At 49.7% G+C, this 19210-nt stretch carries 22 protein-coding genes and 1 riboswitch; all 22 genes read left to right on the top strand.

The genetic code is table 11. The annotated features are described in order from the left end of the window. The first annotated feature begins 233 nt into the window (after positions 1–233). Complete coding sequence (locus H583_RS0116100; RefSeq protein ID WP_028561355.1) at positions 234–1409, top strand: D-alanyl-D-alanine carboxypeptidase family protein; 1176 nt, start codon at positions 234–236, stop codon at positions 1407–1409. A gap of 148 nt (positions 1410–1557) precedes the next feature. Then, the gene (gene spoIIAA / locus H583_RS0116095) at positions 1558–1911 is read left to right on the top strand and encodes an anti-sigma F factor antagonist (protein ID WP_028561354.1); all 354 of its coding nucleotides are present in this window, start codon (positions 1558–1560) and stop codon (positions 1909–1911) included. Further along, the gene (spoIIAB, locus tag H583_RS0116090; RefSeq protein ID WP_028561353.1) at positions 1908–2354 is read left to right on the top strand and encodes an anti-sigma F factor; all 447 of its coding nucleotides are present in this window, start codon (positions 1908–1910) and stop codon (positions 2352–2354) included. Before spoIIAA ends, spoIIAB begins: the two co-directional genes overlap by 4 nt. Positions 2355–2375: 21 nt before the next feature. Continuing rightward, on the top strand, positions 2376–3131 hold the full coding sequence (sigF, locus tag H583_RS0116085; RefSeq protein WP_028561352.1) for an RNA polymerase sporulation sigma factor SigF: 756 nt from the start codon (positions 2376–2378) through the stop codon (positions 3129–3131). A 133-nt stretch (positions 3132–3264) separates the two neighbouring features. Continuing rightward, a complete protein-coding gene (locus tag H583_RS0116080) occupies positions 3265–3912 on the top strand; it encodes a stage V sporulation protein AA (protein ID WP_028561351.1) in 648 nt (215 codons plus the stop codon). Then, positions 3905–4336, top strand: coding sequence for a stage V sporulation protein AB (locus tag H583_RS0116075; protein ID WP_036709832.1), 432 nt, complete (start codon positions 3905–3907; stop codon positions 4334–4336). The genes H583_RS0116080 and H583_RS0116075 overlap by 8 nt, the downstream gene beginning before the upstream one ends. Positions 4337–4370: 34 nt before the next feature. Next, positions 4371–6170 carry a spore germination protein gene (locus tag H583_RS33185; RefSeq protein ID WP_081667275.1) on the top strand — a complete coding sequence of 600 codons (1800 nt, stop codon included), beginning with the start codon at positions 4371–4373 and terminating at the stop codon, positions 6168–6170. 114 nt (positions 6171–6284) lie between these two features. Next, positions 6285–7616, top strand: coding sequence for a diaminopimelate decarboxylase (gene lysA / locus H583_RS0116065; RefSeq protein WP_028561349.1), 1332 nt, complete (start codon positions 6285–6287; stop codon positions 7614–7616). A 153-nt stretch (positions 7617–7769) separates the two neighbouring features. Then, positions 7770–8201: a peptidylprolyl isomerase gene (locus H583_RS0116060; protein WP_028561348.1), complete on the top strand. Its 432-nt coding sequence runs from the start codon at positions 7770–7772 to the stop codon at positions 8199–8201. A 303-nt stretch (positions 8202–8504) separates the two neighbouring features. Continuing rightward, positions 8505–8672, top strand: a riboswitch (FMN riboswitch). A gap of 142 nt (positions 8673–8814) precedes the next feature. Then, positions 8815–9924, top strand: a complete 1110-nt coding sequence (gene ribD, locus H583_RS0116055) for a bifunctional diaminohydroxyphosphoribosylaminopyrimidine deaminase/5-amino-6-(5-phosphoribosylamino)uracil reductase RibD (protein WP_028561347.1) — start codon at positions 8815–8817, stop codon at positions 9922–9924. A 16-nt stretch (positions 9925–9940) separates the two neighbouring features. Beyond that, a complete protein-coding gene (gene ribE / locus H583_RS0116050) occupies positions 9941–10603 on the top strand; it encodes a riboflavin synthase (RefSeq protein WP_028561346.1) in 663 nt (220 codons plus the stop codon). A gap of 21 nt (positions 10604–10624) precedes the next feature. Then, positions 10625–11863, top strand: coding sequence for a bifunctional 3,4-dihydroxy-2-butanone-4-phosphate synthase/GTP cyclohydrolase II (locus tag H583_RS0116045; protein ID WP_028561345.1), 1239 nt, complete (start codon positions 10625–10627; stop codon positions 11861–11863). Between the two features lie 18 nt (positions 11864–11881). Next, positions 11882–12352 (top strand): 6,7-dimethyl-8-ribityllumazine synthase, encoded by a 471-nt coding sequence (ribH, locus tag H583_RS0116040; RefSeq protein ID WP_028561344.1) that lies wholly within the window; start codon positions 11882–11884, stop codon positions 12350–12352. A gap of 33 nt (positions 12353–12385) precedes the next feature. Continuing rightward, positions 12386–13168: a segregation and condensation protein A gene (locus H583_RS0116035; protein ID WP_028561343.1), complete on the top strand. Its 783-nt coding sequence runs from the start codon at positions 12386–12388 to the stop codon at positions 13166–13168. Beyond that, positions 13137–13790: an SMC-Scp complex subunit ScpB gene (gene scpB / locus H583_RS0116030; protein ID WP_028561342.1), complete on the top strand. Its 654-nt coding sequence runs from the start codon at positions 13137–13139 to the stop codon at positions 13788–13790. Before H583_RS0116035 ends, scpB begins: the two co-directional genes overlap by 32 nt. A gap of 60 nt (positions 13791–13850) precedes the next feature. Beyond that, positions 13851–14537 carry a DUF2953 domain-containing protein gene (locus H583_RS0116025; protein WP_028561341.1) on the top strand — a complete coding sequence of 229 codons (687 nt, stop codon included), beginning with the start codon at positions 13851–13853 and terminating at the stop codon, positions 14535–14537. Then, positions 14510–14971: a GerW family sporulation protein gene (gene ytfJ / locus H583_RS0116020; protein WP_028561340.1), complete on the top strand. Its 462-nt coding sequence runs from the start codon at positions 14510–14512 to the stop codon at positions 14969–14971. Before H583_RS0116025 ends, ytfJ begins: the two co-directional genes overlap by 28 nt. 322 nt (positions 14972–15293) lie before the next feature. After that, complete coding sequence (locus H583_RS33180) at positions 15294–16388, top strand: D-alanyl-D-alanine carboxypeptidase family protein (RefSeq protein ID WP_051236696.1); 1095 nt, start codon at positions 15294–15296, stop codon at positions 16386–16388. 12 nt (positions 16389–16400) lie between these two features. Beyond that, positions 16401–17063, top strand: a complete 663-nt coding sequence (locus tag H583_RS33175; RefSeq protein WP_051236530.1) for a nucleoside recognition domain-containing protein — start codon at positions 16401–16403, stop codon at positions 17061–17063. Then, on the top strand, positions 17056–17589 hold the full coding sequence (locus H583_RS0116005) for a spore maturation protein (protein ID WP_028561339.1): 534 nt from the start codon (positions 17056–17058) through the stop codon (positions 17587–17589). The genes H583_RS33175 and H583_RS0116005 overlap by 8 nt, the downstream gene beginning before the upstream one ends. Positions 17590–17854: 265 nt before the next feature. Beyond that, the gene (locus tag H583_RS0116000; RefSeq protein ID WP_028561338.1) at positions 17855–18607 is read left to right on the top strand and encodes a pseudouridine synthase; all 753 of its coding nucleotides are present in this window, start codon (positions 17855–17857) and stop codon (positions 18605–18607) included. A gap of 71 nt (positions 18608–18678) precedes the next feature. Next, on the top strand, positions 18679–19200 hold the full coding sequence (locus tag H583_RS0115995; protein ID WP_028561337.1) for a redoxin domain-containing protein: 522 nt from the start codon (positions 18679–18681) through the stop codon (positions 19198–19200). Positions 19201–19210: the final 10 nt, after the last annotated feature.

Below are 19210 nucleotides of genomic sequence, written 5' to 3'. Positions count from 1 at the left end.
TTTCACTCGCAAGAATAGATGAAATGGGACATCCATGGTCTATTTATGCTGTCGGAGCCGCTTTCATCGAATGCTGCCGGATGCTGATATTAACTTGTGGTTTTTTTATATTCAAAAAATGGAATATATTTCAATGATCCGGTCGACACTGTTGAGGAGAATCTAGTCCGATGCGGTGGATGGATGCAATGAGACAGCATCTTCCCCCGGCATTTATACAGGAGGAGACCGAAATGAAGAAATCGTATGTTTTTAAAGGATTGGCTTTATGGATGGCAGCTATGCTGTTATTCCCGTCATTCGTGCTGGCCGAGAAAGATGAACAGGAGGCTGCGCCGGATCTGGCGCCTTCAGCAAGATCGGCGATTTTGCTGGATGCGGACAGCGGAACAATTATATACGAAAAGAACAGTCATGATAAGCTTCCGCCAGCGAGCATTACCAAGGTGATGACCATGCTGCTTATTATGGAGGCATTGGACCAGGGACAGTTAAAATGGACGGATAAGGTCACGACCAGTGAATACGCGGCTTCTATGGGAGGCTCGCAAATTTTTCTTGAGCCGGGCGAGGAAATGACCGTTGAAGAAATGCTCAAAGGGATTGCCATGGCATCCGGAAATGACGCGTCGGTGGCAATGGCAGAGAAGATCTCGGGTACAGAGGAAGCGTTCGTCAAACGGATGAATGAGCGGGCACAGGAGCTGGGCATGAAGAACACCCGCTTTGCTAATTGTAATGGACTGCCTGCTGAAAACCATTATTCTTCCGCTCATGATATTGCCATCATGTCCAGAGAACTGCTGAAGCATCCTGAAATTACGAAGTTCACCGGGCAATATCAGGACTATTTGCGTAAAGAATCGGAAAAGCCGTTCTGGCTGGTAAATACGAACAAGCTGGTACGCTTTTATACGGGAGCTGACGGCCTGAAAACCGGCTATACGAGTGAAGCGAAGTTTTGTCTGACGGCAACTGCAGTGAGAGATTCACTCCGGGTAGTTGGTGTCGTCATGGGCGAGCCGAACACGAAGACCCGTAATGCCGAGGTCGGCAAAATGTTCGACTATTCCTTCGCCCAATATATGAACCATCCGATTTTCAAATCCGGCGAGCCACTGGGAAATGTCACTGTAGAGAAGGGCAGTGTAACCGAGCTTCCGATTTCTGCGAAGCATCCTTACAGTGTGCTTCTGAAGAAAGGGAGCCAAACGGATAATATCCGCCATGAACTGAGCATTGAAGGGCCAGTAAAGGCGCCGGTGAAGGCCGGACAGGTGCTGGGCAAGCTGACTGTCTATCAGGGTGACAAAGTGCTGGCCGAGTTCGATGTGGAATCGCCTGAGAATGTGGACAAAGCCGGCTGGTGGACACTGCTCAAGCGGACGGGTGCACAATTATTCTCCTGATTGACGCGAGAGAATTGGCAATAAAGCGCGGATTGAATATCATTTTTTGTCACCTTCTAGCGGGCTTCTTCTAGTTTTGTCGTGAAGCAGGAATGCGCAAGCAAGATGTAGAACACTCTGATCTAACAACGGAAGGAGTGAACAGATTATGAGTCTTCAGGTTGAGCTGGAGCATTACCGCAATGTATTGATCGTCCGCTTGCGGGGAGAGCTCGATCACCATACGGCGGAAACGGTGAAACAAAAAATGGAGGATGCAATTATCCGCGGGAACAGCGATCATGTCATTCTCAGTTTGAAGGATCTCGCTTTTATGGACAGCTCAGGTCTTGGGGTCATACTGGGCCGTTACAAGCTGCTCAAAAGCAGAGGTGGGAAAATGGTTGTCTGTGACGTTAATGCGAGCGTATACCGGCTGCTTGAACTGTCAGGACTGTTCAAGATTCTGACAATTCATGATAATGAGCGGATGGCGCTTTCAAGTCTGGAGGTCGTATCATGATAGGAACGAACTTTATGACACTGTCGTTCGCCAGCCGTTCGGAGAATGAAGCATTTGCACGTGTTGCTGTTGCCGCATTTGTCTCCCAGCTGGACCCGACGATAGAAGAGCTGAATGATCTGAAAACCGTCGTATCGGAGGCCGTCACTAACTCCATTATCCATGGCTATGACAGCGATCCGTCCGGTGTTGTTACAATTGAGGCCTCAATTGAAGGCGATACGGTATCGATTACCGTTCAGGACAAGGGCAATGGCATTGAAGATCTGGAATTAGCCCGACAGCCGCTCTATACCTCCAAGCCTGAGCTGGAGCGGTCAGGGATGGGCTTTACGATTATGGAAAATTTCATGGACCGTTTTGAAGTGTCGAGCTCACAGGAGCATGGTACCCGAATTACAATGATGAAGCGAATAGAATCGAAAAAAGCGCTCTACAATTAGGGTGTGTAGGGGTTGAGCCTCATGGAAGTCGATATGAAGCAAGCATCGCAAACCTATCTGAATGATACGGAAGTGAAGCGGCTTATTTTGCTAAGTCAATCCGGTGACACAATTGCCAGGGATACCCTTGTGCAATGCAATATCCGTCTGGTCTGGTCCGTGGTGCAGCGGTTTATGAACCGGGGCTATGATCCCGAGGATTTGTTCCAAATCGGCTGCATAGGCTTGCTTAAGTCGGTGGATAAATTTGATTTGTCCTACGAAGTCAAATTCTCAACCTATGCAGTCCCGATGATTATTGGGGAAATCCAGCGGTTTCTGCGGGATGACGGAACGCTTAAAGTAAGCCGGTCACTCAAAGAACTTGCCAACAAGGTCAGAAAGACGAAGGACGAGCTGTCGAAGGTGCTCGGCAGGCAGCCTACGATCAAGGAGGTTGCGGAGCAACTCGGAATTACTCCCGAGGATGTGGTGTTCGCGCAGGAGGCCAATAAGCCCCCGACATCCATCCATGAAACGGTATTTGAAAATGATGGGGATCCGATTACGCTTATGGACCAAATTTCTGATGATTCACAGGAAAAATGGTTTGACAAGCTGGCGTTGAACGAAGCAATCGGGACGCTGTCGGAACGGGAGCGGCTTATCGTCTATTTGCGATATTACCGTGATCAGACACAATCCGAGGTTGCTTCAAGACTAGGGATCTCCCAAGTGCAGGTGTCGCGTCTGGAGAAGAAAATATTGCAGTGTATCAAGGACCAAATCGCGCAATAGTGCGGTTTGGTCTTTTTTTCATGGAGGCAGGAAAAGGTGCCGTTAATTACCTGCTCCGGTATGAGTAGGGGGAGCTGTTCATTCTCATAATAAAAAAGACAATCCAACCATCGGTTGATAAAGGTGGTGCATAATGGAATATACTGCTGCCCCTATCTTATATTTGCGGCTTCGAAAACGGATAACTATTCGTCCGGGGGAAAGTGTTACGCTCGGCCAGGCGGCCCGGCTTTTGCAGCAAGTTCCTGCTTATGAAGGGCTTGGCCAGCTTGTGCTTTACAAGCATAAGACGGAGGACGGGAACCGTTATGTAATCGATATTTTGCACATTATTCATGCCGTGCGCCAGAAATATCCGGAGCTTGTCATCGAGCCCTATGGCGACCCGCAGGTGCTTATTATGATTACTCCCAAGGCCCGGGAGCCAAGGAAGATCATGCTCATTTTCTCATGGCTGCTGTTGTTTTTTGGAGCCGGGCTGGCCATTATGAATTTTCATGCGGATGTGAGCATGAAGGAGGTTCATCAGCGGATTAGCGAGCTAGTGACAGGAAAAAGGCAGAATCATCCGCTCTGGTTCCAGATTCCGTATTCGGTTGGAATCGGACTTGGGATGCTGTTGTTTTTCAACCATCTGTTCCGTAAAAGGCTCAACGACGAGCCTAATCCGCTGGAGCTTGAAATGTACATGTATCAGGAAAATGTCAATACGTATGTCATTGCAGAGGAAATGGGCAAAAAACAAAAAAACAGCAATAACAAACCGGATACAGATGGTTGATTTGCTTCTATCACTATTTGTCGCGCTGCTTGGACTGGCGGGCGGCATTGCAGTCGGAAGCGGGATGGTGGCGCTGCTTGTCGTCTTTGATTTAATTCCGAGACTGGCCCAGCTTGCACGCGCCTATAAGAAATCGATCTGGTTCGAGACCGCACTTGTGGCTGGTTCTGTCTACTGGTCGCTCGCTGATTTTTTGGACTGGAAACTTTTTTTGCCGCTTAACCATATTCCAATGGCAGGCATGGGGTTGCTGGATGGCATCTTCATCGGCATGCTTGCCGCGGCATTGACCGAGGTGATGAACGTACTGCCCATTCTTGCCAAGCGGCTGCACCTGGGAGGCTTTATCCACGCTCTTGTTATGGCGATGGTGCTTGGCAAGGTGCTTGGCTCTTTATTTGACTGGCTGGTGTATCAATGGTAGGAAGCCAATATTATTTCATCAGGGGTGAAGACATATGAGAGGGTGGAATACCGAAAATTCGGACGGTCAGCAAAAATTCAAGCGTCCGGCAATTTTACAGCGGGGGTTTCCGGATAAAGGCGAAGATTTGACGTCGCATGAGCAGGAGAGTACATGGACGGATGACGGGAAGGGTACGCACGAACTGCATACGGACACGCACCGTACGGATGCAGAACAGGAGGATCGCGGAGCGCTGCCGGGAGAAGGAGTCCGGCATCATGCCTTCGACAGCTACGATCATGAGGATCAGGCAGCTGAAGAGCACTCAGGGGATATGAAACCGGGGGATAAGGGAGCAGCTGACCAGGATCATGTCCTTGCGGATGAGAAAAAAACGCCAATTCCCAAGCAACTGGAACAATTCCGGGAAATGTTAGAAAACGAAGTTGGGCTCGGGGAGAGCTTCGATGTGGTCGCCCGTGAGATGACCTTCGGGAACCGCCGGACCTCGCTGTTTTTCATTAATGGCTTTGTCAAAGACACCGTGCTGACAGAGGTGCTGAAGCGGCTGACTTTCCTGCATCCCGATCAAATTTCGCCCGATGCATTGCATTCCTTTTTTGATCTCTATGTGCCAGCTGTTCAGGTGGTGCGGGAGTCTGATTTCAATCTGGTTGTCGACGCGGTACTGGCCGGAAGTTCGGCTTTGTACATCGAACACGAAGAAAGCGCCTTGCTGATTGATGCCAAGGCGTTTCCTGCCCGGAATCCGGAAGAACCGACATTAGAGAGAGTTGTACGTGGAAGCCGGGACGGCTTCGTGGAGACATTGCTCGTTAATGTAACGCTTGTCAGGCGCAGACTTCGTGATCCCGGACTTCGTTACGAAATGATGAAGATCGGGAGACGGACCAAGACGGATGTCTGTATTGCTTATATTAATGATATTGCCGACCCTGAGCTGCTGGATTCCATTAAAGCCAAGCTGGAAGAGGTAGAGATTGATGGTCTCCCGATGGCTGACAAACAGCTGGAAGAAGCCACGGTCAAACGGGGCTGGAATCCGTATCCGCTCGTGCGCTATTCTGAACGTCCGGATGTTGTTGCCGCACAACTGCTGGAAGGCAATATTGCGGTATTTGTAGATACGACACCGAGCGTCATGCTCTTGCCTACAACCTTTTTTGATCTTATCCAGCATGCGGAGGAGAACCGGCAGACGCCTTTTATCGGCACGTTTTTGAGATGGGTGAGATTTTTCGGGATTTTGGCCTCGCTTTTTTTGCTGCCGCTCTGGTTCCTGTATGTGCTTCAGCCGGGGCTAAAGCCGCCGGCGCTCGATTTTATCGGGCCTTCTGAAATAGGCAAGCTGCCGCTTGTCCTGCAATTTCTGCTTGCTGAGATCGGGGTCGACCTGATGCGTCTGGCATCGGTGCACACCCCTACACCGCTTGCTACGGCGATGTCGCTGATCGCAGCGATCCTGATTGGTGATATTGCCGTAAAGACCGGATTGTTTATTAACGAGGTTATTTTGTATATGGCCGTTGCGGCGATCGGGATGTTTGCCACACCGAGCTATGAGCTTGGCCTTGCGAACCGGATTGTGAGGCTGCTGCTTATTATTTCTGTTGCGGTGCTTCATGTGCCGGGTTTTGTCCTGATGTCCACATTTGTGTTTATTGTACTTGTAATGGAGCGTTCCTTTAATCGTCCGTATATGTGGCCGCTTATCCCGTTTGATGCGCGCGGGATGTGGAACATTATTTTGCGCACGCCGGTTCTGTACAGCCATATTCGTCCAAATTTGCTGCGTCCGCAGCAGATGGACAAGGTGCCGACCAAAAAATAGTCGTAAAAATGCAAATGTTTTTCAAGATAATCTATTTCGCATTCGGATCACTTTCCGTTATACTGTTTACTAGTATTAATCTAGGTTGCAAATGGAAAACGGAGGGAATCTTATATGTACCTGCATGGAACAAGTAAAATTAATGACAAAGGTCATTTGGAAATTGGCGGTAATGATGTAACAAAGCTTGCTGCTGAATTCGGTACACCGCTCTATATTGTGGACGAGGCGCTCGTTCGCCAGCGTGCCCGTGAATATGTCGAAGCTTTTCAAGCATCAGGCCTGAAATTCCAGGTTGCATATGCAAGCAAGGCATTTTGTGTAATGGCGATGTGCGCTCTGGCTGAAGAAGAGAATATGTCGCTTGACGTTGTATCCGATGGTGAGCTGCATACAGCGTTGAAAGCCGGTTTTCCGGTTGAACGCATTCACTTCCACGGCAACAACAAAACGCCGGATGAAATCAACATGGCGCTTGATGCCAATATTGGCTGTTTTGTAGTCGATAACTTTATTGAACTGCACCTGCTTAATGCACTGGCTGCGGACAAAGGGAAGAAAGTAAAAATTCTGTTCCGTGTCACACCGGGCGTTGAAGCACATACACATGATTATATTTCGACTGGCCAGCAGGATTCCAAGTTCGGTTTTGACCTGGGCAACGGTTCCGCTTACCGTGCAATTGAAGAAGGCTTGAAGCTGGACAACATCGAAATTTTGGGTGTTCACTCCCATATTGGTTCCCAAATTTTTGAAGTAGAAGGCTTCCGTATGGCTGTTGACAAGGTTGCAGGTTTTGCAGTTCAAATCAGGGAAGAGCTTGGCTATACCTTCCAGGTTATCAACCTGGGCGGCGGCTTTGGCATCCGCTACACAGATGAAGACAAGCCGCTTCCAGTTGCACAATATGTCAAGGCGATTACTGATGCGATTATTTCCAACTTCACGAACGCTGGCTATCCGCTGCCTGAAATCTGGGTAGAGCCGGGCCGCAGTATCGTTGGCGATGCGGGCACAACATTGTACACAGTAGGTACGAGCAAGGATATTCCTGGCGTTCGCAAATATATTGCTGTAGACGGCGGCATGACCGATAACCCGCGTCCTGCACTGTACGAATCCAAGTATGATGCAATTTTGGCTAACCGTGCCAATGAGCCGCTGGCTGAAACTGTATCTGTTGCGGGCAAATGCTGTGAGAGCGGCGATATGCTGATCTGGGATCTGGAGCTGCCTAAAGTTCAGAAGGATGACCTGCTTGCAGTATTTTGCACAGGCGCATACAACTATGCAATGGCAAGCAACTACAACCGTATCCGCAGACCGGCTGTTGTATTCGTCAAGGACGGACAGGCTGATCTCGTTGTAAAACGTGAATCGTTCGAAGATATTGTCGGCAATGACGTTATCCCTGCCCGTCTGCAAAAAGCAGCCGTAAGCAAATAAATTGATTAAGAATACACTAAGCAGGGTTTTGCTTCGCATTTGATTGCGCAGCAGCCTTGCTTTTTTATCTATCCTTCTCAAACTGGCTTCTCTAACAAGGATGTAGTATGATGGTAAATGTACATACGCATAAAATAAGGAGTGAAGGTCATAATGGCAAAACAAGCTAAAATTACATTGGCGAACGGCGGAGAGGTACTGCTGGACCTGTTCGAGAAAGACGCCCCGAATACGGTAGCGAATTTTGAAAAGCTGGTAAACGAAGGCTTCTATAACGGTCTTGTTTTCCACCGCGTTATTCCAGGTTTTGTAGCGCAAGGCGGTTGTCCGCAAGGAACAGGCACTGGTGGCCCGGGCTATCAAATCAATTGCGAAATCAACCCTAACAAGCACGAGCGCGGAAGTTTGGCTATGGCTCATGCCGGACGCAATACAGGCGGAAGCCAATTCTACATCTGCTATCAGCCGCAACCGCATTTGGACGGACAACATACTGTGTTTGGTAAAGTTGTAAAAGGTATGGAATTCGTTGATGCGTTCCAAGGCCGCGATAAAATGGAAAAAGTTGAAATTATTGAGAGCTAATAGAGTTTCATAGCTTGAATGAAAAATAAGGTATCCGGGCGGATACTTTGTGTACAATTCAAAAGATGGGTACTTCCGAAGGGAGTGCCCTTTTTGGCTGTTTTTCTTTATTTTTAATTCAAAGTAAACATCCCGGAATTTGTCTAAATGTCATTGCAAGCTGTTTCAGCAGCTTGCAATTTTCAAAACACGGTGATATCATTCAGGTTAGGATTAGTAACTATAATAATCCAAGCCATTATCAATCATTGATTGATAATGCAGGGATACGAATCTTTTGAGCTTTACAAATTGAATAAGTCTAGTTCCTTTCGGGGTCGGGTGAAAATCCCAACCGGCGGTGATCGTCAGTCAAAGAAAGTTTTGACGGGCGTTAGTCCGTGACCCGTTGTCAAGCAATGCTTTACTGGCAACGGCTGACCTGGTGCAAGTCCGGGACCGACAGTATAGTCTGGATGGGAGAAGGGAAACGCTGGAGATCAAGTTTGTGCTGTGCACTTTTGTCTTTTTTTCATAGACATTGGCAGGCTTGTTTGAATTTGCTTTCTAGCTCGTTTTCAATCGAAACCATCCCCCGAAGGCGTGAAGACGCTATTGGGGGTTTTTTGTGTTGCTGGACAGAATGAATGACGAATATTACATGGGACTCGCTCTGGAGCTGGCAGCCAAGGCGAAGGGACAGACAGGAATTAATCCGGTAGTTGGTTGTGTGATCGTCAAGGCGGGAAGAATTGTAGGTGTAGGTACGCATCTGAAACGGGGAACCGGACATGCAGAGGTTCACGCACTTGCTATGGCCGGTTCTGAAGCAGAAGGCGCAACCGTCTATGTCACGTTGGAACCGTGCAGCCATCATGGGCTGACACCTCCGTGCTGTGAGCGGATTATTGAGGCCAAGGCTGCAAGGGTAGTCATAGCCATGGTTGATCCAAATCCTAAAGTATCCGGCCGCGGCGTGTCACGCCTGCGCGATCAGGGAATTGACGTTCAGACAGGGATATTGGAATCCGAAGCAAGGCGGCTTAATGAAGCTTTCATCAAATATATTGTCACTGGTATGCCTTTTGTCACCTTGAAAACAGCAAGTACGCTGGACGGCAAAATTGCTGCGAAAACCGGTGACAGCCAGTGGGTGACGGGCCCGGCAGCCAGAGAGCTGGTTCATACTCTGCGGCATCAGCATGAAGGCATTATGGTTGGCGTGTCTACGGTACTGGCTGATGATCCAAAGCTTACAACCCGCCTCCCGGTTCCCGGGCTTCATCCCGTACGAATTATCGCGGACTCCCGGCTTCGTATACCGCTTTCATCACAATTGCTTCATGACGACGCAGCAGAGACGTTCATTCTGACTACAGAACAAGCGGACAACGTGCGTGTCAATGCATTGGAGGCGGCAGGAGCCAAGGTGTTGTTCTGCGGGGCGGGCGAGCATGTTGATTTGCAGCTGGCGCTAAAAAAAATGGCTGAGCTGGAGATTGGCTCCATTTTGCTGGAGGGTGGCGGCCGTTTGAACGGAGCCATGCTGGAAGCGCAGCTGGTGGATAAAATGGTTCTTTTCTTTGCTCCAAAAATTATTGGAGGAGCGGCTGCCCCGGTCAGCTTTTCCCTTGAAGGCTGGGACAGGATGGCCGATGCGGTCCGACTTGAGCGCATGCAGGTGGAACAGGCCGGGGAGGATTTATGTATTACGGGGTATCCGGTCTATCCGGCACGCTCTTAAATAGGGAGGGGAAGCGATGTTTACCGGACTGATTGAAGAAATCGGGACTTTGCAGGGCGTACGCCAGCAAGGCGAGGCGCTGGTGCTGACGATAGGTGCTTCAAAAGTGCTGGAAGGCGTCCAATTGGGCGACAGTATTTCTATTAACGGCGTCTGCCTGACCGTCATTTCGTTTACCGGCAGTTCCTTCAGTGTCGATGTCGTACCCCAGACGTACAGGCATACAAATCTGGGCACGCTGCAAAACGGACAGTCTGTCAATTTGGAGCGGGCGATGGCTGCAAATGGCCGTTTCGGCGGTCATATTGTTCAGGGGCATGTAGACGCAACAGGGATCATCAAAGCCCGCGAGACGGAGGTTAATGCCGTAGTATTCCAGATTGAACCGGCGGAAGAGAGGCTCATGCGCCATATTATTCCGCAAGGTTCGGTTACACTTGATGGCATCAGCCTGACTGTAGCCAAAACCGATGGCGCCAGATTCAGCGTCTCCATCATCCCGCACACACTGAAGGAGACCGCTTTGCAATGGAAGCGCGCCGGAGATACCGTCAATATCGAAACAGACATTTTGGGCAAATATGTGGACCATTTGCTCGGAATGAGGCGGGGGGAGCAAGCGTCTCCTGCAAGCGGAAAGCTAACAGCCGCTTTTTTGAGCGAGCACGGCTTTTTATAATATCAACAGGAGGGATAGCCAATGAGTCAGCCACAACCATTTGATACTATTGAGGATGCCATATATGACCTGATTCTCGGCAAACCCATTATTGTCGTGGATGATGAGGACCGGGAAAATGAAGGGGATCTGATCGCGCTTGCCGACCGGATAACGCCAGAGGTCATTAATTTTATGATTACTGAAGCCCGGGGTCTAGTCTGCGTACCGATTACACATGAGCGGGCGGAGCAGCTTGAGCTGCCGCCGATGGTGAATCACAATACAGATTATTATGGTACGGCCTTTACCGTATCCATTGACCATATTTCGACGACAACCGGAATTTCGGCTCATGAGCGGGCGATGACCGTGAAATCACTGATTGATCCGAATTCCGGGCCGGCGGATTACCGCAGACCGGGACATATTTTCCCGCTGATTGCCAAGGATGGCGGCGTGCTGCGCCGCGCAGGGCATACGGAGGCTGCCGTTGATTTGGCTAAGATGAGCGGCGCAGAGCCCGCAGCGGTCATTTGTGAAATTATTAATGAGGACGGCACGATGTCCAGACTGCCGGATTTGCTGAAGTTCAAGGAAAAGCATAGTTTGAAGCTGATTACAATCCAGGAGCTGATTCAGCACAGAAATGCGAAGGAAAAGCTCGTTACCCGTGAGGTTGAGGTGAGGCTGCCTACTGATTTTGGAACTTTCCGGGCAGTGGCTTATACCAATGAAGTAGACGGCAAAGAGCATGTGGCACTTGTGAAGGGTCAAATTCGGGAGACGGACCCGGTATTGGTACGTGTGCATTCCGAATGCCTGACAGGAGATGTCTTCCATTCCCACCGTTGTGACTGCGGTCCGCAACTGGAGGCTGCGCTGAAGCAGATCAGTAATGAAGGTCAGGGCGTGCTTTTGTATATGCGCCAGGAAGGCCGGGGAATTGGCCTCATCAATAAACTGAAAGCTTATGTACTGCAGGAGCAGGGATTGGATACTGTCGAGGCGAATATTAAACTTGGATTTGCTCCTGATCTCCGGGATTACGGCATCGGGGCGCAAATTTTGAAAGATCTCGGCGTCCGCAAGCTGCGGCTGTTGACGAACAATCCGCGCAAAATCAAGGGGCTGGAAGGCTACGGCATGGAAGTCGTTGAGCGCGTTCCGCTGCAAATGCAGGAGAATGAAGATAACACCGCTTATTTGCACACCAAACAGGAAAAGCTCGGACATATGCTCCGTTTTGAAAATACAGAAAAAACGAATATTGAACAATAAGAGAGGCGGAAAAACACAATGACAAAAATTTATGAAGGACATTTAGTCTCTAAAGGGTTAAAATATGGTATTGTAGCAGGACGGTTCAATGAATTCATTACGGGCAAGCTTGTATCGGGTGCGCTGGATTGCCTGAAGCGCCATGGTGCTGAAGATTCTGAAATTGAACTGGCATGGGTGCCCGGGGCATTCGAAATTCCGTTGATTGCCCAGAAGATGGCGGAGAGCGGCAAGTATGATGCCGTAATAACGCTGGGAGCAGTTATCCGGGGATCAACACCTCATTTTGATTTTGTGTGCAATGAAGCAGCCAAAGGCGTGGCGGCGATCGGTCTGAAAACCGGCGTGCCGACGATTTTTGGTGTGCTGACTACAGATTCGATTGAACAGGCTGTTGAACGTGCAGGCACAAAAGCCGGCAACAAAGGCTGGGAAGCGGCTGCTTCCGCAATCGAAATGGCAAATTTAACACAGGCTTTGCAGGGGTAATAACGTAATAGCCTTGGCAGGAGGATAAATGTTGTGACGGTGCTTTATAAGCTGGAAGCCTTTGAGGGTCCGCTCGATTTGCTGCTTCACTTGATAGACAAGGCTGAAATCGATATCCATGAAGTGTCGATCAGTGAGATTACAGATCAATACATGGATTATTTGAGTGCCATGCAGGAACTGGAGCTTGATGTTACAAGCGAGTTCCTTGTTATGGCAGCTACGCTGCTGTCGATCAAGAGCAGGCAGCTTCTGCCCAGGCCGCCGCTTGAGCCGGAAGAGTTTGATGATTGGATGGACGATGACGGGCTTGACCCGCAGGATGAGCTGATTCAAAAACTCGTTGAATACCGGAAGTACAAACAAATTTCCGAGCAGCTGCGGGAAAAGGAACTGGAACGAAGTCTGGTCTATACCAAGGAGCCTGAGGATTTGACACCCTTTATGCCGACGGCTCCGACTAATCCGGTAAAGGGCCTGGAAGTTGCCGATCTGATTGCGGCATTCCAGAAGGCACTGAAGCGAGCGGCAAGGCGAGCGTTTGTCGCAACCGTCAAAAGGGATGAAATATCGGTCAAGGACCGGATTCAAAATATTGTGAATTTGCTGCGCGAGCATGAGACTGTAAGGTTCTCGCGCCTTGTCCGGCCCGATATGGAACGGCATGAGATTGTCGTCACTTTTCTGGCAATCCTGGAGCTGATGAAGATGAAGCAAATTCGCTGCTTCCAGCACCAGTTGTTTGACGACATTGTAATTAATTGGAGAGGGGAAGCGGCGGAAAGTGGACTTTCAGAGCTTGAAGTCGATTATTGAAGGACTTCTGTTTATGGCTGGCGAGGAAGGCTTGAGTGCCAAGCAACTGGCTGAAATCGTCGGGTATGACACCCCTTTGGTAGTTGATTTAATACAGGATTTAAAGCAGGACCTGGTAAATGAAAAGCGGGGCATACAAATCGCGGAGGTAGCCGGAAGCTTCCGGCTCACAACAAATCCCGAGCATGCGCCTTATTTTGAGAAACTGGCATATTCACCGGGACGTTCGAGCCTCTCGCAGGCTGCGCTTGAGACGCTGTCGATCATTGCTTACCGGCAGCCGATTACGAGAGTTGAAATTGAGGAAATTCGCGGTGTCAAAAGTGAAAGGCCGTTACATACGCTTGGTGCCAAGGATTTGATTGAGGAGGTAGGCCGTGCTGAAGCAATTGGCCGGCCGATTCTGTACGGCACAACCAAGGCTTTTCTGGATTACTTTGGTTTGTCAGGTCTGGATGCGCTGCCGGAGCCGGGAGCACTTGAACTGGATGATCTGCTGGATGAACAGACAGATTCCCTGTTCAATAGACTGGAAAAGCGGGATGACCGCCAGCTTGTACTGGAGGAATTCCCGGACTTCAAAAGTGAGAGTGCAGCAGCTTTTCATGATGAAGAGGAATGAGATTTGCCCGTCGGGCCATACTATAACCAACCAGCAACAGGGAAATGAGGTGGAGCCTGTATGCTTCACACAGGTTGGATTGTATGGACGGCGGCAGGTCTTTTTTTTATGCTTCTGATTATTGTAGCGAACTCTGAAATTGTGGTTACAAGCCAATTTTTGCGCAAAAGTGATAATGACCATTTTGTTATTCATATCCAGGCTCTATATGGGATGCTGCATTACAATCTGGAGATTCCATTGCTGCGCTTTAAAGAAGGAAATGTGGAATTCCTGCACAAGAAGCGCAACTCCTTTATGGTAGGCGAAAGCAAAAACAAGGGTGAGCATAAGGTTGGCGCAGAGACAGTTATGCGCAAGCTGGAAGAGGCCAGGACACTGCTACGTTATACGGACCATTTTACCGTGTGGCTGCGCAGGACGCTGTCCCATGTACGGATTACTTCATGGAACTGGAGTACGATTGTGGGCACCGGAGATGCAGTCTGGACGGCAATGACAACAGGCATGCTTTGGTCTGCCCAGACGAGCCTGCTCGGCGTGCTGTCGCAGTTCATGAGACTGACTGCGGAGCCGCATATGAAGGTGCAGCCGTTGTATAATCAAACGTATTTTTCCACCGAATGGTCCTGTATAGCTAAAATGAGCTTCGGATATGCTATTCTTGCCGGACTACAGCTTTTGGTTCGCATTAAAAAGGTGAAAGGAGGCTTTACAGTATGGCAGAACATCCTATTCAAGGCTTAATGCAGACCGCAATGGAAAATATTAAAGAAATGGTGGATGTCAATACGATTGTTGGTGATCCGGTGCAGACGCCGGACGGCAGTGTGATTATGCCGATCAGTAAAGTAGGATTTGGGTTCGTAGCCGGAGGCAGTGATATTCGCACCGAGCATTCTGAGCACCACCAGCACGGTGCGGATGCGCATAATGCATCCGTATCACTGCCTTTTGGCGGAGGAAGCGGGGGCGGGGTATCCATTACACCGATTGCCTTCCTTGTCGTTGGTACACAAGGCGTGAAGGTCGTACCGCTGGACAACCAGACACATCTGATCGAGCGTGTTATTGATTCTGCGCCGAAAGTATTTGATAAGCTCCAAACCATGTTCAAACATTCGGATACAACAGGCTCAGGCATCAGTGATTCCACCGTCATTATTGCCGATACCGAATAAGTATACCGTTTGAAATGTTCCTTTTATCAGAACATCAACCTGCAGTATTTATAAACGCCGGAACCCCGCATAGAGGGTTTCGGCGTTTTTATTGTGTACAGGATGAATTTCCTTGCCAACTTAAGCTTTGGGACATAACCCCCTTCCTTGTCTCATATAATGTACAAGACCCCAAGGCTGAGCATCAGGCTTGGGCATAGGCGGCGAATGCTCCTTCCATGACAGGAGCATTCGGGTACAATTGGCTGAAAGCGAGGAGTGACTGGTGGTGAGTTGGCGAACTGGCAATCGCACAATATTATGGTTAGTCGTTTTCGGACTGATGTCAGGCATCCTTGGCATACGATATGCCGAGGCCAAGGCTCCAGGTGCTCCTGGAACCCATGCCAAGGCTGCATCACTGATCGATGTGGAATCCGGACGTATCCTCTTTTCGCATAATGGCGATGAACAAATGCTGATAGCAAGCCTGACCAAAATTATGACAGCTATTGTTGCGATAGAGCATGGCAACCTGTCAGACATCGTCAAAGTTAGTAAAAGTGCGTTTGGCAAAGAAGGATCATCCATTTATTTGAAACTCGGTGAGGAAATGAGTCTGCAAAACATGCTTTACGGGCTGATGCTTCGCTCAGGCAATGATGCAGCTACAGCGATCGCCGAGCATGTAGGAGGTTCTGAAGAAGGGTTTGTTGTGCTCATGAATGAGAAGGCACAGTGGCTTGGTCTGGAGCACACCCATTTTACGAATCCCCATGGACTGGATCACAAGGAGCATTACTCCACGGCCAATGATTTGGCCAAGCTTGCGGCTTATGCGCTGCGCAACAAGGATTTTCGGGAGATCGTCAAGACGAAAATGAAGCAGGTGTCTGAACGTGATTATTCCTGGCGGAACAAAAACAAGATGCTCTTTATGTATGAAGGGGCGGACGGGGTCAAGACGGGCTATACGAAACAGGCTTTCCGGACTCTAGTAAGCTCGGCAACCCGCAACGGACAGCAGCTCGCTGCCGTAACGCTCAATGACGGCAATGACTGGGTGGATCATTCAACGATGCTGGACTGGGGCTTCGGGCACTATCCGTTGCATCAGCTCGTCAGAGAAGGCCAGCCGCTGGCCGGTTATCCGTATGAGGCAGACAGGGGCTTTCAATTCCCATTAACTGAAGAAGAACGTTCATCCATTAAGACCAAGCTGATTTTGCAAAGTGAGGCAACTACGGAATATGCCTTGGGCGCCAGAGGAGGATTGGAGCTTTATTTGGGTGAAGAGAAGATTGGAACTGTCGCCGTTAGGGATAGCGGTCCGGAAATAGATGTATCAGGAAGCGCGAAAACGAGCATGGCTTCAACTGGCGGAGCCATTTCCTGGCTGCATTCGCTGCAGCTCGTATTGAGAAGCTTGTTCAGGTAGGGGGAGGCAAATATGGTCAACTGGATCTGGCTGCTATTAATCGTAATCAGCATCGTATTTGCCGCTGCGACCGGCCGGGTGGAGGCCGTTACGGAGGCGGCCTTCGATGGTGCAAAGACAGGGGTCACGGTAAGCTTCGGTTTGATCAGCATTCTTGTGTTTTGGCTGGGAATTATGCGTATTGGGGAGGATGCGGGCTTGCTGGCCAAGCTGGCAAGCTTGCTCAGTCCGCTTGTTCGTTTTTTGTTCCCCGATGTGCCGAAAAATCATCCGGCGATGGGCTATATTATGACGAATATGAGCGCCAACATATTGGGTCTTGGCAATGCGGCCACGCCGATGGGAATTAAAGCGATGCAGGAACTGCAAAAGCTTAATCCGGACAAGGATACGGCAACGCCTGCCATGTGTACACTACTGGCACTGAATACATCCAGTATTACCCTTATCCCCACGACACTCATCGCGATTCGCATGAATTTCGGCTCAGCACACCCGGCAGAAATCGTCGGTACGACTCTGATCGCGACAGCCATAGCGACTGTGGCAGCCATTCTTGCCGATAGATGGTATCGGCGCCGGGTACCTCCACCGAAGCTGACAACCGGCATCGGAGGGGGAAGCGGGCATGAAGGCGGGCCGGGCAGCCCGAAGGGGGTGAACGGCGGTGTATGAATTTGTATCGCTGCTCTCGATATGGGCGATCCCGATGATGATTGTGTTCATTCCGCTGTATGCTGCTTTCCGCAAAGTTCCGGTCTATGAATCGTTCGTAGACGGAGCCAAAGGGGGCTTTGATACCGCAATCCAAATCATTCCCCACCTGGTCGGCATGATGGTTGCCATAAGCATGTTTCGGGCATCAGGTGCGATGGAAATGATGGTACAGGCTATGCGGCCGCTCTTTGACAGTATAGGCATCCCGAGCGAGGTGCTGCCGCTTGGCGCATTGCGTCCACTCACTGGAGCCGGATCGCTCGCCTATACGACGGAGCTGATTAAGACATTCGGTCCGGATTCGATGATCGGGCGTATTGCCTCTACGATCCAGGGAAGCACGGATACGACGCTGTACGTGCTGACGGTCTACTTCGGTGCCATCGGAATTCGCAAGACCCGCTATGCGCTGAAGGTTGGGCTATTTTCAGATCTGGTTGGTTTTATAGCCGCTGTATTCATTTGTTTGCTTATTTTTGCCTGATTTTTCAATGCAAGAAGTGACAGGTGCGGATATAGGCCTATACTAATAGTAGAAACTATTTTGGATGTCTCTGATGCTGGCAGGCAGAGGCATCCTTTTTGTTTCCAAATGTTCACCGAATTGCCATAAGCCGGTTCAACGATTACAGAATGCAAGCTGTTTTTCAGGAAAAACAGGGAACGATTTGCAGGCATTGAAGGGAAAGCCCGGAACCCGCTTGTGCTTTCCTTGTCATATAGGTATGATGGAGAATGAGGTGAAAGAATTGGAACGTTTACAAAAAATTTTGGCGCAAGCCGGTGTCGCATCGCGGCGCAAATGTGAAGAATTAATTTTGGCCGGAAAGGTCGAGGTGAACGGTGAAATCGTGTCTGAGCTGGGAACCAAGGCCGACCCCGCCGTGGATGTCATTAGCGTGAACGGCAAGGTTATCAAAGGGGAGAAAAAGCTATATCTGATGCTGAACAAGCCTAAAGGGGTTATTACAAGCGCAAAAGATCCCGAGGGCCGTAAAATCGTGTCGGATTTCATGAAGGATATCAAGGAACGCGTGTATCCGGTAGGCCGCCTGGATTATGATACGGAAGGTCTGCTGCTGCTGACCAATGACGGGCAATTTGCCAATCTGCTGACGCATCCCAAGCATCATGTTCCAAAAACTTATCTGGCTACAGTCAAAGGTGTTCCGCATGGGACAGAGCTGGAGAAGCTGGCGAAAGGCGTCAAGCTCGAAGACGGCATGACGGCGCCTGCCGAGCTTGAGTACCACGACATCGACCCGGACAACAAACACTCAACAATTACGATTACGATTCATGAAGGACGCAACAGGCAGGTCCGCCGCATGTTCGAGGCAATCGGCCATCCGGTGATCCGGCTCAAGCGCACCCGCTTCGGAGAGCTTGGTCTGCAAAATCTTCAGCGCGGAAAGTACCGCCATTTGACGCCAAAGGAAGTTCAGGAGCTGCTGGCCATCGCTGCCAAAGCTGCCAAGTCACATAATATTCATAATAAATGACCGCCAAAGTAACTTCATATTCGATATAATGTAACTTGTGAATTGTATGCGTGTCAGGTGGTGAATAGATTATGGGAGCTTACCGCAAAAAAGTTCAAATCGTCATCTTGATTCTTGTCGTTCTGATCGGCGGGTTTGCCATTGGCAACACGTTATTTAGGGGCGATTCCAAAATACCGGGAGTTGGTGACAGCCCCCCCGGTTTTTCATTGTTTGATTTGAATGGAAACGCGCACAACCTTTCGGACTATGAAGGCAAGCCGATGGTGATTACCTTTTGGGGGACCTTTTGTCCGCCCTGTGTGAAGGAATTGCCGGAATTTCAGCGGCTATATGACAAATGGCACAGCAAGGGACTTGAAGTGCTGGCGATTAACCTGAGTGAAGCGGATTTGCCGGTTCAGAATTTTGTGAGCAAATTTGACCTGAGTTTCACAGTGCTTCGTGATGTTAACCGCAAGGTTGAGCGTCAGTACGGGCTGCGCTCTTATCCGACGACGTTCTTCGTTAAGCCGGACGGGACAATTTCAGAGATTGCCGTCACGGCCATGACAGAACAGCAAATTCAGGAGCGTGTGGAGAAGCTGTTTTAAACCTAGCCAG

It is taken from the genome of Paenibacillus pinihumi DSM 23905 = JCM 16419 (assembly GCF_000422505.1).
GTDB classification, from domain to species: Bacteria; Bacillota; Bacilli; order Paenibacillales; family Paenibacillaceae; genus Paenibacillus_D; species Paenibacillus_D pinihumi.
This window is presented reverse-complemented; position numbering and strand designations above follow the sequence as displayed.

Coding starts and splice junctions, on each gene's coding strand:
- H583_RS0116100 (WP_028561355.1), top strand. CDS start 234: ATGAAGAAATCGTATGTTTTTAAAGGATTGGCTTTATGGATGGCAGCT.
- spoIIAA (WP_028561354.1), top strand. CDS start 1,558: ATGAGTCTTCAGGTTGAGCTGGAGCATTACCGCAATGTATTGATCGTC.
- spoIIAB (WP_028561353.1), top strand. CDS start 1,908: ATGATAGGAACGAACTTTATGACACTGTCGTTCGCCAGCCGTTCGGAG.
- sigF (WP_028561352.1), top strand. CDS start 2,376: ATGGAAGTCGATATGAAGCAAGCATCGCAAACCTATCTGAATGATACG.
- H583_RS0116080 (WP_028561351.1), top strand. CDS start 3,265: ATGGAATATACTGCTGCCCCTATCTTATATTTGCGGCTTCGAAAACGG.
- H583_RS0116075 (WP_036709832.1), top strand. CDS start 3,905: ATGGTTGATTTGCTTCTATCACTATTTGTCGCGCTGCTTGGACTGGCG.
- H583_RS33185 (WP_081667275.1), top strand. CDS start 4,371: ATGAGAGGGTGGAATACCGAAAATTCGGACGGTCAGCAAAAATTCAAG.
- lysA (WP_028561349.1), top strand. CDS start 6,285: ATGTACCTGCATGGAACAAGTAAAATTAATGACAAAGGTCATTTGGAA.
- H583_RS0116060 (WP_028561348.1), top strand. CDS start 7,770: ATGGCAAAACAAGCTAAAATTACATTGGCGAACGGCGGAGAGGTACTG.
- ribE (WP_028561346.1), top strand. CDS start 9,941: ATGTTTACCGGACTGATTGAAGAAATCGGGACTTTGCAGGGCGTACGC.
- H583_RS0116045 (WP_028561345.1), top strand. CDS start 10,625: ATGAGTCAGCCACAACCATTTGATACTATTGAGGATGCCATATATGAC.
- ribH (WP_028561344.1), top strand. CDS start 11,882: ATGACAAAAATTTATGAAGGACATTTAGTCTCTAAAGGGTTAAAATAT.
- H583_RS0116025 (WP_028561341.1), top strand. CDS start 13,851: ATGCTTCACACAGGTTGGATTGTATGGACGGCGGCAGGTCTTTTTTTT.
- ytfJ (WP_028561340.1), top strand. CDS start 14,510: ATGGCAGAACATCCTATTCAAGGCTTAATGCAGACCGCAATGGAAAAT.
- H583_RS33180 (WP_051236696.1), top strand. CDS start 15,294: ATGTCAGGCATCCTTGGCATACGATATGCCGAGGCCAAGGCTCCAGGT.
- H583_RS33175 (WP_051236530.1), top strand. CDS start 16,401: ATGGTCAACTGGATCTGGCTGCTATTAATCGTAATCAGCATCGTATTT.
- H583_RS0115995 (WP_028561337.1), top strand. CDS start 18,679: ATGGGAGCTTACCGCAAAAAAGTTCAAATCGTCATCTTGATTCTTGTC.